The following is a 15,681-nucleotide window of genomic DNA, read 5'->3' as shown; positions in this document are numbered from 1 at the left end:
CGAGGGTGTATTCCGAGTGGGGAATTTGATGCGTTTGCTTGCCGCTTTGGCCGCTTCGGCCTTGATGATGATTGCCACGCCCGCGCTCGCCCAGGGCGGCGGCGGAAAGGCCCCCAAGCCGGTCGCCGAGCCGCTCAAGGGCGTCGGCGCCGAGGATGTGAACAGCATCTATCCCGCTGTCGTGCCCGCCGATCCCGCCGAGACCTGGGTGCTCGACCTGTCGACCGGCGGTCGCGTGCTGATTCGCCTGCGCCCCGATGCCGCGCCCAAGATGGTCGAGCGCATCAAGACGCTCACCCGCCGCCATTTCTATGACGGCCTGACCTTCCACCGCGTGGTCGACGATCCCTACAACATGGCGCAGGGCGGCGATCCCAAGGGCGACGGCACCGGCGATTCGGACCTGCCCAACGTGCCGGCCGAGTTCAACAACCTGCCGCACACCCGCGGCACCGTCGCCGCCGCCCGCCGCGGCGCGCCGGAGAATGCCACCGCGGCGCAGAAGACCGATGCCGAGAACAGCGCGAACAGCCAATTCTACATCATGATGATGCCGAAGCTGGCCTTCGACCACGACTATACCGTGTTCGGCCGCGTCGTCTCGGGCATGGAGTGGGTCGACAAGATCCAGCGCGGCGAGCCGCCGGCGAACCCGACCAAGATCGTCCACGCCTATATCCAGTCCGACAACCCGCCGCCCTATGCGAACCTGCCGGCCGACGCCCCCAAGGCGCTGCCGCCGGGCGAGACCAAGGCGACGCTGCCGCAATAATCCGGTGAACGTCGACCTTTTCGATTTCGAGCTGCCGAACGACCGGATCGCGCTGCGCCCTGCGGCCCCGCGCGATTCGGCCCGTTTGCTCGTGCTCGACGGCCCCGAGGCGACCCGCGACCTCCATGTCCGCGACCTGCCCGGCCAGCTCCGCGCCGGCGACTGCCTGGTGTTCAACGACACCCGCGTGATCCCCGCGCAGCTCGAAGGCACCCGCGAAGCTCGGGAAGACGACGCGCAAAGCGCGTCTGGGGCGAAGATCGGCGCCACGCTCCACAAGCGCGAGGGACCGCGCCGCTGGCGCGCCTTCATCCGCAACGCCAAGCGGCTGCGCGACGGCGACACGGTCGATTTCGGCGCGGGCGTCACCGCAACCGCCGGCGACCGTGCCGAGGACGGCAGCTTCGCGCTCGACTTCCACGGCGACGAGCCGGTCGAACTGCTGCTCGAACGCTGCGGCCGCATGCCGTTGCCGCCCTATATCGCCTCGAAGCGCCCGACCGACGTCCAGGACGCCGACGATTACCAGACGATGTTCGCCAACGAACCCGGCGCCGTCGCCGCTCCCACCGCGGCGCTGCACTTCACGCCCGGTCTGCTCGCGGCGCTCGATGCCGCCGGCGTCGGCCATACCACGCTGACGCTCCATGTCGGCGCGGGCACCTTCCTGCCGGTCAAGGCCGAGGACACGGCGGATCACAAGATGCACGCCGAATGGGGCCGCATCGACCAGGCCACCGCCGACCGCCTCAACGCCGTCCGCGCCGCCGGCGGCCGGGTGATCGCAGTCGGCACCACGAGCCTGCGCTTGATCGAGAGCGCCGCGGGCGAGGACAAGCTGATCCGCCCCTTCGAAGGCGACACCGCGATCTTCATCACCCCCGGCTATCGCTTCAAGGGGATCGACGGGCTGGTCACCAACTTCCATTTGCCCCGCTCGACGCTGTTCATGCTGGTCTCGGCACTGATGGGGCTCGACCGGATGCAGGGCGCCTATGCCCATGCCATCGCCAGCGACTACCGCTTCTACTCCTATGGCGATGCCTCGCTCCTCCTGCCCTGAGCGCCCGCCCCACCTTCGCCACAGATTGCGGCTTGGGTGGCCGCGCGCCGGCGGTTCTCGCCGCCGCGATTCGAGAAGGACCCCGATGCGCCTGCTGCTTGCTCTCGCGACGCTCATCGCGACTCCCGCCTTTGCGCAGGGCCAGCTCTCGATACCGACGCCGCAGCAGGACGGCACGGCGATCGGCGTCAGCACGCGCCAGCAGCCGGCCTTTACCGTGATCGTCGAGCCGGCCGCGATGATGATCGCCGCCTTCGACGCGGACGGCGACGGCAAGGTGACCCGCGCCGAGTTCGACGCCGGGCTCCGGCGCAGCTTCGACGCGGTCGACACGCGGCGCCAGGGCTGGCTCGGCTATATCGCCTATTCGGACTGGCAGGAGCGCTGGATGGGCGACCGCAACACCGTGCCGAGCCCGTTCGAGGTGGACCGCGACGGCGACAACAAGATCACCTATGCCGAGATCGCCGAGCGCTTCGACCTGCTCTTCACCCGCTTCGATGCCGACAAGAACGGCGTGCTGGAGCGCAAGGAGCTCGTCACCATCCGCCCGCAGGCGACGAACGGCCCGGGCCGGGGCAAGAAGGATCGCCGCCCGAATTGATGTCCTAGCATCACATGCCGCGAGCCGGCTAAGAGCGGAAACGATGGCCGCGCATCACGAGCATAATCACAGCCACCATGGCCACGGCCATCACGGCCACAGCCACGCGCCCGCGGACTTCGGGCGCGCCTTCGCCATTGGCACCGCGCTGAACCTGGCGTTCGTCGCGGTGGAAGGCACGGCGGGCTTCCTCACCCATTCGATGGCGCTGCTGGCGGACGCGGGGCACAATCTGTCCGACGTGCTCGGGCTGCTGATCGCCTGGGGCGGTGCCGAGCTGGCCAAGCGCCCGGCCTCGCCGCGCTTCACCTATGGCCTGCGCGGCTCCTCGATCCTCGCCGCGCTGGCCAATGCCGTGCTGCTGTTCGTCGCGGTCGGCGCGATCCTGCTCGAGACGATCCAGCGCCTGTCCGAGCCGCGCGACGTGCCGGGGCTGGCGGTGATGCTGGTCGCCGGCGCCGGCATCGTCATCAACCTGTCGACCGCCCTGCTCTTCGCCCGCGGGCGCAAGGGCGACGTCAACATCCGCGGCGCCTATCTCCACATGGCGGCCGATGCTGCGGTCTCCGCCGGGGTCGTGATCGGCGGCGGGCTGATCCTGTTCACCGGCGCCGACTGGATCGATCCGGTGATCAGCCTGGTCATCGTCGGCGTGATCCTGTGGAGCAGCTGGGGCCTGTTCACCGAATCGCTCACCATGGCGCTGCAGGCCGTGCCGAAGGGCATCGATTCGCAGGCGGTGGAAGCCGCGCTCGCAGCACTACCCGGCGTAACGCGCGTGCACGATCTCCATATCTGGCCGATGAGCACGACCGAGGCGGCGCTCACCGCGCATCTGATCATGCCGGACGGGCATCCCGGCGACGCTTTCCTCATCGCGCTGCAACATCGGCTGGCGCACGACTTCAGGATCGATCATACGACCGTTCAGATCGAATTGGGGGACGGGGCAGAATGTCGGATGCATGGGAATGGACACGCGCATGACTGACGCGGCGCCCATCCGCCTGGTCATCTTCGATTTCGACGGTACGCTCAGCGACAGCGGCGACTGGTTCCTGTCGGTCGTCGACGAGCTGGCGCGCAAGTTCCGATTCCGCACCGTCCAGCCGGGCGAAGTGGACATGCTGCGCAACAAGAGCTCGCGCGACGTGATCGAGTTCCTCGGCATCTCCAAGTGGAAGCTGCCACTGATCGCCCGCCATGTCCGCCGGCTGGTCGGCCGCAACGCGCACCAGATCGAGCTGTTTCCCGGCACGCCCGACCTGCTCGAGCAGATCGCCGCGACCGGCGTGAAGATCGCGCTGGTCACCTCCAATGCCGAGGACAATGCCCGCAAGATCCTCGGCCCGGTGCACGCCGCACGGATCGACTGCTTCGCCTGCGGCTCCTCGCTGTTCGGCAAGGCGCCCAAGTTCCGCCGCGTGCTCCGGAAGATGGGCGTGAAGCCGCACGAGGTGCTAGCGATCGGCGACGAGACCCGCGACGTGGATGCGGCGCGCGAGGTGGGCATGCGCGCCGGCTCGGTGCTCTGGGGCTATGCCGCCGAGGAGCTGCTCTCCGCGATGCAGCCCGACGTGATGTTCCGCACCCCGCAGGACATCATCGAATATGTCGCCGCGCATCGCTGAGGCCCGAACCGGTCCAGCTGGTCGTTGAACTCGCCTGCCCGACCTGTAGAGTGACGGGCATGGAGCGATTGCGTTGGACCTGGATCTGGCTTCCCCCCTTTGCGGGCGCGGCCAGCCTGTTGCTCGGGGGCACGGCCTCCATCCCGGCGCTGCTGCTCGGCATCGTGCTGATCGTCACCGTGCTGGCCGCGGTACATCATGCCGAGCTGATCGCGCACAAGGTGGGCGAGCCCTTTGGCACCTTCCTGCTCGCGCTCGCCGTCACGGTGATCGAGGTCGGGCTGATCCTCACGCTGATGCTGCAGGGCAAGGCCGGCGCCGAGACGCTGGCGCGCGACACGGTCTTCTCCGCGGTGATGATCATCCTCAACGGCCTGCTCGGCGCGTTCATCCTGCTCGGCGCGCTGCGCCACCGCGAGCAGAGCTTCCAGCAGGTCGGAGTCAGTGCCTCGCTCGCCACGCTCTGCACCCTGACCGTGCTGACCCTGGTCCTGCCCAATTTCGCCGCCGCAGAGCGCGGCCCCTATTACGCGCCCTCGCAGCTCGCCTTCGTCGCGATCGTGTCGCTGCTGCTCTACCTGACCTTCGTGATGGTCCAGACGGTGCGGCACCGCGGCTATTTCCTCCCGCCCGGCGGAGAGGCCACGGAGGAAGAGCATGCCCCGCCGCCCAGCAACCGCCAGACGCTGATCTCCGGCGTGCTGCTCATCGCCTGCCTGGTCGAAGTGGTGCTGCTCGCCAAGGCGCTGGCGCCGTCGATCGAGGATGGCGTCGCCGCGGCGGGGGCGCCGCATGCCGTGGTCGGCGTAGTGATCGCAGCGCTGGTGCTGCTGCCCGAGAGCGTCGCGGCGGTGCGCGCGGCGATGGCCAACCGGCTGCAGACCAGCCTCAACCTCGCGCTCGGATCGGCGCTGGCGACGATCGGCCTGACCATCCCGGCAGTGGCGATGCTCTCGCTTAGCCAGGGCCTGCCGCTGGCGCTCGGCCTCGATTCGAAGGGCATCGTGCTGCTCTCGCTGACCCTGCTGGTCACCACCCAGTCGCTCGCCACCGCGCGGACGACGGTGCTGCAGGGCGTGGTCCATCTAGTCATCTTCGGGGTGTTCGTCTTCACCACTCTGGTCCCCTAAGTTCGCCAAAGTGGCGCCGACGGGCACCTTCTCGCACTGATATACTTGACTCAATCAACTATATCAGTGCACCTTTCTGCCCATGGAACATGCCGTCGATCAATTCCGCGCCTTCAACCGCGCCCATACCCGCTTCGCCGCAGTGCTCGCTCCGCACTATATGGACACGGAAATGGGCGTCGCCGAAGCGCGGCTGCTCTACGAGATCGCCGGGCGCCAGCCCGTGCTGGCGAGCGAACTTCAGGAGATACTGGGACTGGACGCCGGCTATGTCAGCCGGGCGGTCAAGCGCTTCGAGGAACGCGGCTGGGTCGTGCGCGAACGCGGCGCGGAGGACGCCCGCCAGCGCCCGATCGCCCTGCTACCCGCCGGACAGACAATATTCGACGCGCTCGACGAGGCGACGCGTTCCCACAGCCGCCGCCAGCTGGAGTCGCTCGGCCCAGGCGGTGGCGCGTTGCTCGGCCATCATCTCGCGGCGGCGCGCGCGCTGATCGAGGGCGGCGCCGGTGCCTGGACGATCCGCACGCTCCGCCCCGGCGACATGGGCGCGATCGCCAGCCGCCAGGCGATCCTCTATGCCGAGCATTATGGCTGGGAGCGGCCGATGGAGCTGCTGCTCAACGACGTCACCACCGGCTTCCTGCGCGACTTCCAGCCGGGGCGCGAGCAATGCTGGGTCGCCGAGCGCGGCGGCGAGATGCTCGGCTCGGTGATGCTCGCCGATGGCGGCGACGGCGTCGCCAAGCTGCGCCTGCTCTATGTCGAGTCCTGGGCCCGGGGCCTTGGCATCGGCGAGGCGCTGGTCCGGCGCTGCATCGCGTTCGCGCGGGAGGCGGGCTATGCTCGACTGGACTTGTGGACACACACGATCCTGACGAGTGCACGGCGGATCTATGACGGACACGGCTTCGAACTGGTCGGCACCGAGGAACATGACCGGTTCGGCGAGCCGATCATGGGCGAGACCTGGTCGCTCGATCTCAGCCGAGATGTACCGCCAGCCACACCGTAGCGCGGTCCTTCGCGGTCCAGGCGACCCAGTGCTTTTGACCCTTCTCGATCAGCAGGTGATCGCCGGGTGCCAGCGCGACCACCGCCGAATCCTCGATCCGGATACCGGCGGCGCCTTCGAGCAGCAGCACCCACTCGTCCCAGTCCTGCACCATCGGTTCGTCCTCGGGCGTCGACTGGCCGCGCGAGACGATGCGCTCGATGCGGATGCCGGGGCGCTCGAGCAGCTCGGTGAAGACTTCGCCCGCGCTGGCATCGGGCAGATCGGCGAGGAGATTGGCGATCATTCCTGTTCCTATATCCCTCTCCCATCGGGAGAGGGAGGGAGCCGCGAAGCGGCGGAAGGGTGAGGGTCGAGAAGTAGCACGACCCTCACCCTTCCCACTCGGCTTCGCCTCGCGGGCCCCTTCCCGCTCCCAAAGGGAGCGGGAGATGTAGACTCTGCTCGCCTCTCGCGCCAAGGCAACTCCCATGCCCCGTTTCGAGTTCACCATCCACGCCACCGATGGCAAGGCGCGCCTTGGCACCATTGCCATGCAGCGCGGCGAAATCCGCACGCCCGCCTTCATGCCGGTCGGCACCGCCGCCACCGTCAAGGCGATGAAGCCGCAGGACGTCCGCGCTGCGGGCGCCGACATCATCCTCGGCAATACCTATCACCTGATGCTGCGCCCCGGCGCCGAGCGCGTCGCGCGGCTCGGCGGGCTGCACAAGTTCATGGGCTGGGACAGGCCGATCCTCACCGATTCGGGCGGCTACCAGGTGATGAGCCTGGCCGACCTGACCACGCGCAGTGAGGAAGGCGTCGCCTTCAAGTCGCATCTCGACGGCTCGCGCCACATGCTGAGCCCCGAGCGCTCGATCGAGATCCAGCGGCTGCTCGGCAGCTCGATCACCATGGCGTTCGACGAGCTCGTCCCGACCACCTCGACCCGCGAGGTGCAGGCCGCGGCGATGGAGCGATCGATGCGCTGGGCGAAGCGCAGCCGCGACGCCTTCTTAGCCGCCGAAGACCATGCCGAGCACAATGCGATCTTCGGCATCCAGCAGGGTGCGCTCGACGAGGGGCTGCGCAAGGCCAGCGCCGACGCGCTGCTCGACGTCGGCTTCGACGGCTATGCCGTGGGCGGCCTCGCGGTCGGCGAAGGCCAGGAAGCGATGTTCGGGGTGCTCGACTATGCCCCAGGCCAGCTCGATCCCGCCAAGCCGCGCTATCTGATGGGCGTCGGCAAGCCCGACGACATCGTCGGCGCGGTCGAGCGCGGCATCGACATGTTCGATTGCGTGCTGCCCACCCGTTCCGGCCGCACCGGCCAGGCCTTCACCCGCACCGGCCCGATCAACATCCGCAACGCCAAGTTCGCCGAGGACCAGGGCCCGCTCGATCCCGCCTGCCCCTGCCCGACCTGTGCGGGCTGGAGCCGCGCCTATCTCCACCATCTCGTCCGCGCCGGCGAGATCCTCGGCGCGATGCTGATGACCGAGCATAATATCTGGTTCTACCAGGTGTTGATGCAGGACCTGCGCGACGCGATCGCGGCGGGCCGGCTGACCGAATTCGCCAATGGCTTCCGCGCCGCTTATCATGGCGGGCGGGACTGATCCGGGACAAGAGGGGTATCCGATGCTGCTGGCGCTTCGCCTGCTTTCGCTGATCGTCGGCGGCTTCACCGCCTGGCGCGTGCTCGACGGGCACATGGTCGGCACGCTGTTCAAGGTGCCCGACCTCGCCGTCGGCGCCGCGATGGTGCTTGCCGCGCTGATCCCGAACAAGGGCGCGGCCGCAGCCCTGGTCGCCGCCAATGCCTATGCTTTCGGCGTCTTCTCGGTCGCGCTCGCTTCCTATCTGGTGCCGAGCCGGCCGGTCGAGCCGCTGCTGATCGCCGGCATGGCGGTGAACCTGGTGGTGATCCTGCTGCTCTTCCCGAAAATGGCCGGCGGCGGGCACTAGTCTAAAAATTACCTTAACCATCAAGTGTTTCGCCGTGGGACGCGGTAGAATCCGGGGGCGAAGCGCGTCCTGAAATCGGCTATGCCGCGCCCGGGCGAAAGGCTCGAGCGGGGTAGGCGTAACTTTGTTCTGGCGGCGTTTCTCGAAGATGCAGGCGCGCGGTTTCGCGGCGGCGATCGTCGTGTCGCTGATCGGCGCCGGCTTCTCCGCCCAGGCGCTCGCCCCTGCCCAGCCGCGCAAGGCCGAGCCGAAGCCCGTCGCGGTCGGCTATGAGGCCGAGGACCATTTCCCCGGCGCCGCGCTTTACTACGCAGTGGACGACGATGCCGCGGTCGGCGCGGGCACGACCGGCACCACCGCCCTGCCCGACATGCCGATCCCCGCCGACGCGGTCGACAATGCCGTCGATGGATCGATCCAGCCGGCCCTGCCCTTCCACCTGGCGGGGAGCGGGCTCGACAAGACGCGGGCGCTCCAGTGCCTGACCACCGCCATCTATTACGAGGCGGCGAACGAGCCCAACGACGGGCAGCGGGCCGTGGCGCAGGTGATCCTCAACCGCGTGCGCCATCCCGCCTTCCCCGCCACCGTGTGCGGCGTGGTGTTCCAGGGATCGGAGAAGCGCGGCTGCCAGTTCAGCTTCGCCTGTGACGGCGCGATGGCCCGCCAGCCGGCCCGTTCGGCCTGGGACCGCGCCGGCCGCGTCGCCGCCGCGGCGCTCGCCGGCCAGGTGTTCGCGCCGGTGGGGATGGCGACGCACTACCACACCTATGCCGTCACCCCGACCTGGAACCGCAGCCTGGTGATGACCGGGGTGTTCGGCGCGCATTTCTTCCATCGCTGGAAGGGCTGGTGGGGCACCGCCAATGCCTTCCGCCAGGCCTATCGCGGCGGCGAGCCGCTGCCCGAGCCGCATGCCCGGGTGGACCTAGCGCCGGTAGCGCCGCCCCTTCCCGTGCCGGTGGCAGCCGTGCCGGGCAAGAGTGCCGCACCCGTCGCCACGCCGCGCGAGAATATCCAGCCGGCCTATGCCCAGAGCGGCACGCCGATCGGCGGCTATGTCGCGCCGAAGCCCGCGCCGAGCGTCTCGCCGATGGACCAGGGCGAGTCGCAGATTCTCGACAAGTGGAAGGACAGCGGCAAGCCGCTGCGGTGACCCACACCACCGTCACCCCGGGCTTGTTCCGGGGTCCACCGGGAGGCGGATACCGGACAAGAGGTGCTTGCTACGTCCTCGCGGCACAGTGGACCCCGGCACAAGCCCGGGGTGACGAAGTAGGGATCTACTTGCCCCCAAACAGCAACGGGCCCCGCCTTGCGGAGGAGCCCGTCCTGGTCAGGTTCCCCAAGGGGGCAAAAGGGAACCCGTCAGCCTTTTACCAGCGGCCGGGACGGCCGGGGCGATCGTTGCGGTCGTGCTTCTCGATGCGGACCCGTGCCGACAGGGCATCGAAACGGCGATCGAGGTCACGGCGCTCGGCGAGCGTCAGGCCCGGACGCGAGCGGCGATACTGGGCCTCGAGCCGTGCCAGGCCGTTGAGGTCGGCGCGGAGCCGGGCAGCCTCGCCCCGGGTCAGCGCGCCCGAGCGGACGCCCTGGTCGATCCGGCGATCGAGATTGGCCTGGCGCGCATTGATCGACTGCCATGCCTGGAAGGCGGGCGCCGGGTGCGGCGCGGCCGTCGCGGCGGTCATCGGAACGGCTGAGACGGCGATGCCAAGGCCGGCGAGCATCAGGGTGAACTTCTTCATGTCTACGCTCCTCTTCGAAATCCTGGCCGTCCCTGCGGCCTGACACCGTTATGGCGAGTGCCTGTCGCAGCCTTGTCCCCGGACCTGTGCTTTTGTGTCGCAAGCTGTCGCGGGGCGCAGAGTTCCGTTCATCTTCGGGAGGAGGAGTCCCCGGTGCGACGTACCGAAGCGGTGCGGATTGCCGGCCGCGCCGAGGCAAAGCGATTGACGCCCCGTCGGCTGCCTCTAGATTCAGGGGCGAAACCAAGAGGAACCCGATGGCGCTCTCGATTGCCGAAATGACGCTGGTCGAACAGCGCGTGACCAATGACGGGCCGAGCATCGCGGTGGCCTATCTGTTCTGGTTCTTCCTCTGGTTCGTCAGCGCGCACCGTTTCTATCTGGGCAAGCCGGTGTCGGCGATCCTGCAGATCCTGTCCTATTTCATCCTGATCGGCTTCGTCTGGCTGCTGGTCGACGCCGCACTGATCCCCGGTATGATCCGCGAGAAGCAGGACGAAATCCGCCACGACCTGATGCGGGCGCTGACCCGGGGCTGACCTCCCCGCATTGACTGCCCCCATACCTGCGATATTCTGAAGGTGAATGCCGGGGGGATCAGTCGCATGCCGTATCGTCACGCCCATTGGTTCCTGCTCGCGATCTTCCCGCTGGCCGCACTGGCCTTCTGGCCCGGCTATCTCGCCACGATCGGCACCGCACCGCTGCAGATGCATGCGCATGGCGTGACCGCGACCCTGTGGCTGCTGCTCCTCATCGCGCAGAGCTGGACGATCCATGCCGGCAACAATCGGCTGCACCGGACGCTCGGCACGTCGAGCCTGGTGCTGTTCCCGCTGTTCCTCGCCGGCGGATCGATGATCTTCCTCGGCATGGCCCAGCGTTTCGTCGAGGCGCCCTCGCCCTTCTATCCGCTGTTCGCCCCGGGCCTGGCCTGGATCGATGTCGTCTCGGTCGCGGCCTTTGCCTGGTGCTATTATTCGGCGCTGCGCACGCGGCGGCAGGTCCAGATCCATGCCCGCTACATGCTGGCGACGGTGATCTTCCTGCTGCCGCCGATCCTGGGCCGGCTCATGCCGATCCTGCCGCCGCTCGCGATCAATGGGCCTGAGGATTTCTGGAAGCTCGGCATCGGCTTCCAGCTTGCCAATGCGCTCACCGCCGCGATCGCCTTCGTCCTGGCGCTGCGCAGCGGACGCCATGGCCGCCCCTTCTTCCTCGCCGGCGCGGTGGTCGTACTGGGGGCGCTGCTGTTCCAGTTCCTCGGCCCGCTTCCGGCCTGGCGGCAGATATTCGCCCAGTTCGCGCAGTTGCCGGCGATGCCGTTCGCCTTCGCCGCCGGGCTGATCGGCGCGGGGATCGGCTATGCCGGCTGGATCGCGGGACGCCGCGCCACGCCGCCCAGCGGCGCCGTCACCGCCTGAGCGCTGCCCTTCCAGTCCGCTGATCTTCCACCGTTTCCGTGAAGGCGTATCCTACTGCGCCGACCCGAAACACGCCAACAAGTTTACATTACAAACTAGTTCACGTATCCAGCGATTCGCGGGCGGACGTCGCCCGAGGAGATTCGCCATGACCACAGACCAGGTTCAGGCCCCCGAGCGGCTCCATGCGCTCGATGCCGTCCGCGCCGGCGCGCTGCTGCTCGGCGTCGCCTTCCACGCCTCGCTCTCCTTCCTTCCCGGCCCCCAGATCTGGGTGGTGCGCGACGTGGAGAGCGGCGGCGTGCTCGACTTCTTCTTCGTCGCCCATATCTTCCGCATGGCCGCCTTCTTCCTGATCGCGGGCTTTTTCGGGCGGATGCTGCTCGAGCGGCGCGGCACCGGCGGTTTCGTCCGCAACCGGCTGGCGCGCATCGGCCTGCCGCTGCTCGCCTTCTGGCCGATCGCGATGTTCGGGATCGTCGCCACCTTCATCTGGGGCGCGGTGGTGATGAACGGCGGTACTCCGCCGACCAACCAGGCGCCGCCCCCGCCGATGACGGCGCAGACCTTCCCGCTCACCCATTTATGGTTCCTGTACCTGCTGCTGCTGTTCTATGCGGGCGCGCTGGCGCTTAGGGCGCTGGGCCGGCTGGTCGACCGCGACGGCGGGCTCGCCGACGGGGCGATGCGGCTGCTGACCGCCACGCCATTCGCCGCGGTGGCGCTCGCCGCCCCGCTCGCCATCGCGCTGTCGATGCAGCCCCTGTGGTTCCCCTGGGGCGGCATCCCGACGCCCGACAAGGGCTTCCTGCCCAACAGCGCGGCGCTGATCGGCTTCGGCACGGCCTTCGCGTTCGGCTGGCTGCTCCACCGCCAACAGGACCTGCTCGGCGACATCCGCCGCTGGTTCCCGGTCCATCTGGTCGCGGCGCTGGCGCTGACCGGCGCGTGCCTGTGGCAGCTCGGCGCGATCAGCTTCGTGGTTCCGATCGCCGAGGGTGGCGCCAAGACCGCGCTTGCCTGCACCTATGCGCTGGCGGTGTGGAGCTGGACGCTGGGCCTGACCGGTGCCGCGCTGCGCTTCCTCACCCGCGAGCGGCCGGCGATCCGCTACGTCGCCGATGCCAGCTATTGGATCTACCTCGTCCACCTGCCGGTGGTGATGGCGCTGCAGGTGCTGGTCTATCCGGTCCAGGCGCCCGCCTTTATGAAACTCGCCCTCGTCACCGGCGGCGCTTTCCTTATCCTGCTCGCCAGCTATCACCTGCTTGTCCGGCACAGCTGGATCGGCAAGTGGCTGAACGGGCGCAAGCTTCCCCGGCGCGCGGCTAGGAGCGGAATGGAGATGCAGGCGGCATGAAGGACCCGACCGAGAGCGCGCGCGACGACCTGGCATTCGTCCGCGCGCTCATGAGCGAGAGCGGACAGGTCCAGGATTCGCTGGGACAGGCGCTGCTCTGGGCCGGCGCCTGCTACGGGGTGCAGTGCCTGATCCAGTCCTGGCTCTCCACCGGCGTGCCGGTGCCCGTCGCGGTGCACCTGGTGGTAGGCATCCTGCCGACGGTGATCTTCCTCGTCGCGATCATCCGCATCACCGTGCGCGACAAGGGGATGAGCAAGCACAGCGTCGGCACCCGCGCGATCAACGCCGCGTTCGGCGGCGGCGGGCTGGCGGCGCTGAGCACTGCGCTGATCTTCGGCTTCCTCGCCTTCCGCACCCAGAACATGGGGACCTGGCTGCTCCACCCGATCATGATCTGCGTGGTGCAGGGCACGATCTGGTACATCGCCCATGCGGTGCGGCGGCGCGGCTGGTACGGGCTGGTCTCGGCGGGGTGGTTCCTCTGCTCGCTGGTGCTGGCCGGACTGCTCGGCATGGGCGGGCCGATCCCGCTGTTCCTGCTGATCCTGGGCGCGGCGATGCTGGGGCTGCTCGCCCTGCCCGGCTATTTCCTCATGCGCGCCGGCCAGCGCGAGACCGCCTGACTTCCATGAGCCAGTTCGACATCGGCAAGATCGACGACGTGATCCACGGGCGCATGCGCCTGGGGATCATGGCCTATCTCGTCGATGCCGAGGCGGCGGAGTTCAACGAGCTCAAGGCGCTGCTCCAGGCGACGCAGGGCAACCTCTCGGTCCATCTCCGCAAGCTGGAGGATGCCGGCTATGTCGAGATCGAGAAGAGCTTCATGGGCCGCAAGCCGCTGACCCGCGCGCGGATCACCGCGAAGGGGCGCAAGGCCTTCGCGGAATATCTGGAAGCGCTGGGAAAGCTGATTGGGTGAGCCCCTTCTCCCATTGGGAGAAGGGAGGGGCCCGCCCGCAAAGCGGGTGGGAGGGATGAGGGTCGCGCAGCTCCAGACGCATCGCTAGCGGAACCGTCGCCCTCACCCAACCCTCTCCCAGAGGGAGAGGGCTTCAGGCCGCAATCAGCCGTTCCGCCTGCGCACGCGCCTCGTCGGTGATCTCGGCGCCCGAGAGCATCCGCGCAATCTCCTCGCGGCGCTGGGCGGCATCGAGCGGCGTCACGCCGGTGCGGGTGACGATGCCGTCATGGCTCTTGGCGATCAGCAGATGCTGGGCCCCGCGCGCCGCGACCTGCGGGCTGTGCGTCACCACCAGCAGCTGGGCGGTGTCGGCCAGCCGGGCAAGCCGCTCGCCGATCGCACTCGCCACCGCACCGCCGACGCCGCGGTCGATCTCGTCGAAGATCAGCGTCCGCGCCCCGCCCTCTTCGGCCAGCGCCACCTTCATCGCCAGAATGAAGCGTGACAGCTCGCCGCCCGAGGCGATCTTGATCAGCGGCGCGAAGGGCGCGCCCGGGTTGGTCGAGACTTCGAACTCGACCCGGTCCATGCCAAAGCTCGACCAGTTCGCCTCGGCCTGCGGCTCGACCACGGTGCGGAATCGCGCAGCGTCGAGCTTGAGGGGCTTGAGCTCGGTCATCACCGCCGCATCGAGCCGTGCCGCGGCGAGGGTACGATTGGCGGAAAGCGTCTTCGCGGCATCGGCATAGGCGGCGTGCGTCTCGCGCACCACCGCCTCGAGACGGGCGATCCCCGCGCCGCCGCTCTGTACCCGTTCCAGCCTTCCGGCCAGTTCCTCGAGCAGCGCCGGCAGTTCGTCCGGCTGCACCCGGTGCTTGCGGGCGATGCCGCGCAACTCGAACAGCCGTGCCTCGTCCGCTTCCAGCGCGGCGGGATCGAAGGCGAGCGCCTCGGCGGCGCTGTCGACCTTGTCCTGCGCCTCGGCCGCTTCGGTGATCGCGCGGTCGATCGCGGCGAGCGCCTCGCCCAGCGCCGCATGATCCTCGGCGATCCGCTCGAGCACTCGCGCGGCCTGGCGGAGCTGGCTCAGCCCGCCCTCCGATCCGTCGAGCAGCTCGGCGATGCCCTGCAGCTCGCCGGCGATCTTCTCGCCGCGCTGCATGCTCGCCCGGCGCTCGGCCAGCGTTTCTTCCTCGCCCGCCTCGGGCGCCAGCGCGCGCAGCTCGGCCACAGCATGTTCCAGCCATTCGCGGTCGCGCTCGGTGACGTCCTGCTCGGCCCGCGCCACCGCCAGCGCCGCCTCGGCATCGCGCCACGCCTTGTGCGCGACCGCCACCGGACCCGGATCGCACCGCCCGAATGCGTCGAGTAGCGCACGGTGCCCCCGCGCATTGAGCATTCCGCGATCGTCATGCTGGCCATGGATCTCGACGAGATGCGGCGCCAGTTCGCGCAGCAGCCCGGCGGACGCCGGCTGGTCGTTGAGAAAGGCGCGGCTGCCGCCATCGGCCTTGACGATGCGCCGCACGATCAGCGGCTCGCCCGGCTCGAGCTCCAGCCCGTTCTGGTGGAAGATATTGGCGATCTCGCCGTCCCGCGCCGGCGGCTCGAAGCTGGCGGTCACCACCGCCTGGCTCGCGCCGTTCCGCACCAGCCCGGTCTCGCCGCGCGCGCCGAGCGCCAGGCCCAGCGCATCGAGCAGGATCGACTTGCCCGCCCCGGTTTCGCCGGTGAGCACGCCCAGGCCGGCGCCGAACTCCAGGTCCAGCGCCTCGATCAGGACGACGTCGCGTATGGCCAGCGCAGTCAGCATGCGCCTGCCCCTATCGCAGGAACCAAGGGTGTGCACCCACTTCCCGCAACGGCCGTGATCGCGTCAGGAAGGCCGCTGGCAAGGAACGGCTCGCAGTCGCGTGGCGGCGCCACGCGCAAGAGACGTGACGCTGTCCAGCGGCCTTCCTGACGCGACCGCTTCGCGGCGGGGGGGGGGGGGGGGCGGGGGGGGGGGGGTGGGGGGGCGCGGGGGGGTCGGTAGGGTCGCCGGAGAAGCCGAGGGTCAGGATCAACACGACCA

General features: G+C 68.9%; 18 protein-coding genes. 15 read left to right on the top strand and 3 right to left on the bottom strand.

The annotated features are described in order from the left end of the window. The first annotated feature begins 28 nt into the window (after positions 1–28). The 7 genes from J2W22_RS09490 to J2W22_RS09460 all read left to right on the top strand — a co-directional run bounded on the left by J2W22_RS09490 (position 29) and on the right by J2W22_RS09460 (position 6,215). Positions 29–772 carry a peptidylprolyl isomerase gene (locus J2W22_RS09490; protein ID WP_307118034.1) on the top strand — a complete coding sequence of 248 codons (744 nt, stop codon included), beginning with the start codon at positions 29–31 and terminating at the stop codon, positions 770–772. Between the two features lie 4 nt (positions 773–776). After that, positions 777–1,835 (top strand): tRNA preQ1(34) S-adenosylmethionine ribosyltransferase-isomerase QueA, encoded by a 1,059-nt coding sequence (gene queA, locus J2W22_RS09485; RefSeq protein ID WP_307118033.1) that lies wholly within the window; start codon positions 777–779, stop codon positions 1,833–1,835. An 85-nt stretch (positions 1,836–1,920) separates the two neighbouring features. Continuing rightward, positions 1,921–2,439, top strand: coding sequence for an EF-hand domain-containing protein (locus J2W22_RS09480; protein WP_307118032.1), 519 nt, complete (start codon positions 1,921–1,923; stop codon positions 2,437–2,439). Positions 2,440–2,482: 43 nt separating this feature from the next. Continuing rightward, entirely contained in the window at positions 2,483–3,430 is a 948-nt protein-coding gene (locus J2W22_RS09475; protein ID WP_307118031.1) for a cation diffusion facilitator family transporter, read from the top strand. Beyond that, complete coding sequence (locus tag J2W22_RS09470; protein ID WP_307118030.1) at positions 3,423–4,070, top strand: HAD hydrolase-like protein; 648 nt, start codon at positions 3,423–3,425, stop codon at positions 4,068–4,070. Before J2W22_RS09475 ends, J2W22_RS09470 begins: the two co-directional genes overlap by 8 nt. A 59-nt stretch (positions 4,071–4,129) precedes the next feature. Then, positions 4,130–5,200, top strand: a complete 1,071-nt coding sequence (locus J2W22_RS09465; protein ID WP_307118029.1) for a calcium:proton antiporter — start codon at positions 4,130–4,132, stop codon at positions 5,198–5,200. Between the two features lie 82 nt (positions 5,201–5,282). Next, positions 5,283–6,215, top strand: a complete 933-nt coding sequence (locus tag J2W22_RS09460) for a bifunctional helix-turn-helix transcriptional regulator/GNAT family N-acetyltransferase (RefSeq protein WP_307118028.1) — start codon at positions 5,283–5,285, stop codon at positions 6,213–6,215. Here the strand turns inward: J2W22_RS09460 and J2W22_RS09455 are convergent. Beyond that, positions 6,184–6,501 (bottom strand): cupin domain-containing protein, encoded by a 318-nt coding sequence (locus J2W22_RS09455; RefSeq protein ID WP_307118027.1) that lies wholly within the window; start codon positions 6,499–6,501, stop codon positions 6,184–6,186. The two genes, J2W22_RS09460 and J2W22_RS09455, sit on opposite strands and share 32 nt — an antisense overlap. 184 nt (positions 6,502–6,685) lie before the next feature. On the opposite strand from J2W22_RS09455, the gene tgt reads away from it, so the two are divergent. From tgt to J2W22_RS09440, 3 genes are all read left to right on the top strand, one after another. After that, positions 6,686–7,816, top strand: a complete 1,131-nt coding sequence (tgt, locus tag J2W22_RS09450; RefSeq protein ID WP_307118026.1) for a tRNA guanosine(34) transglycosylase Tgt — start codon at positions 6,686–6,688, stop codon at positions 7,814–7,816. 22 nt (positions 7,817–7,838) lie between these two features. Continuing rightward, on the top strand, positions 7,839–8,165 hold the full coding sequence (locus J2W22_RS09445) for a hypothetical protein (protein ID WP_307118025.1): 327 nt from the start codon (positions 7,839–7,841) through the stop codon (positions 8,163–8,165). Positions 8,166–8,289: 124 nt separating this feature from the next. Next, the gene (locus J2W22_RS09440) at positions 8,290–9,321 is read left to right on the top strand and encodes a cell wall hydrolase (protein ID WP_307118024.1); all 1,032 of its coding nucleotides are present in this window, start codon (positions 8,290–8,292) and stop codon (positions 9,319–9,321) included. A gap of 220 nt (positions 9,322–9,541) precedes the next feature. Here the strand turns inward: J2W22_RS09440 and J2W22_RS09435 are convergent, their stop codons facing one another. After that, positions 9,542–9,916, bottom strand: coding sequence for a hypothetical protein (locus J2W22_RS09435; RefSeq protein WP_307118023.1), 375 nt, complete (start codon positions 9,914–9,916; stop codon positions 9,542–9,544). A 257-nt stretch (positions 9,917–10,173) separates the two neighbouring features. On the opposite strand from J2W22_RS09435, the gene J2W22_RS09430 reads away from it, so the two are divergent. The 5 genes from J2W22_RS09430 (at position 10,174) to J2W22_RS09410 (ending at position 13,625) form a co-directional block, all read left to right on the top strand. Beyond that, complete coding sequence (locus J2W22_RS09430; RefSeq protein ID WP_307118022.1) at positions 10,174–10,455, top strand: TM2 domain-containing protein; 282 nt, start codon at positions 10,174–10,176, stop codon at positions 10,453–10,455. Positions 10,456–10,521: 66 nt separating this feature from the next. Then, positions 10,522–11,340 (top strand): hypothetical protein, encoded by an 819-nt coding sequence (locus tag J2W22_RS09425; protein ID WP_307118021.1) that lies wholly within the window; start codon positions 10,522–10,524, stop codon positions 11,338–11,340. A gap of 148 nt (positions 11,341–11,488) precedes the next feature. Continuing rightward, positions 11,489–12,700 carry an acyltransferase family protein gene (locus tag J2W22_RS09420; protein ID WP_307118020.1) on the top strand — a complete coding sequence of 404 codons (1,212 nt, stop codon included), beginning with the start codon at positions 11,489–11,491 and terminating at the stop codon, positions 12,698–12,700. Next, a complete protein-coding gene (locus tag J2W22_RS09415; protein WP_307118019.1) occupies positions 12,697–13,326 on the top strand; it encodes a hypothetical protein in 630 nt (209 codons plus the stop codon). Before J2W22_RS09420 ends, J2W22_RS09415 begins: the two co-directional genes overlap by 4 nt. Before the next feature lie 5 nt (positions 13,327–13,331). Then, a complete protein-coding gene (locus J2W22_RS09410; RefSeq protein ID WP_307118018.1) occupies positions 13,332–13,625 on the top strand; it encodes a winged helix-turn-helix domain-containing protein in 294 nt (97 codons plus the stop codon). 133 nt (positions 13,626–13,758) lie between these two features. Here the strand turns inward: J2W22_RS09410 and recN are convergent, their stop codons facing one another. Next, positions 13,759–15,420: a DNA repair protein RecN gene (gene recN / locus J2W22_RS09405; protein ID WP_307118017.1), complete on the bottom strand. Its 1,662-nt coding sequence runs from the start codon at positions 15,418–15,420 to the stop codon at positions 13,759–13,761. Positions 15,421–15,681: the final 261 nt, after the last annotated feature.

This window comes from Sphingomonas kyeonggiensis, assembly GCF_030812785.1.
Classification (GTDB): domain Bacteria; phylum Pseudomonadota; class Alphaproteobacteria; order Sphingomonadales; family Sphingomonadaceae; genus Sphingomonas; species Sphingomonas kyeonggiensis_B.
The sequence above is the reverse complement of the archived record's forward strand: the minus strand, read 5'-3'. Positions and strand labels throughout refer to the sequence as shown.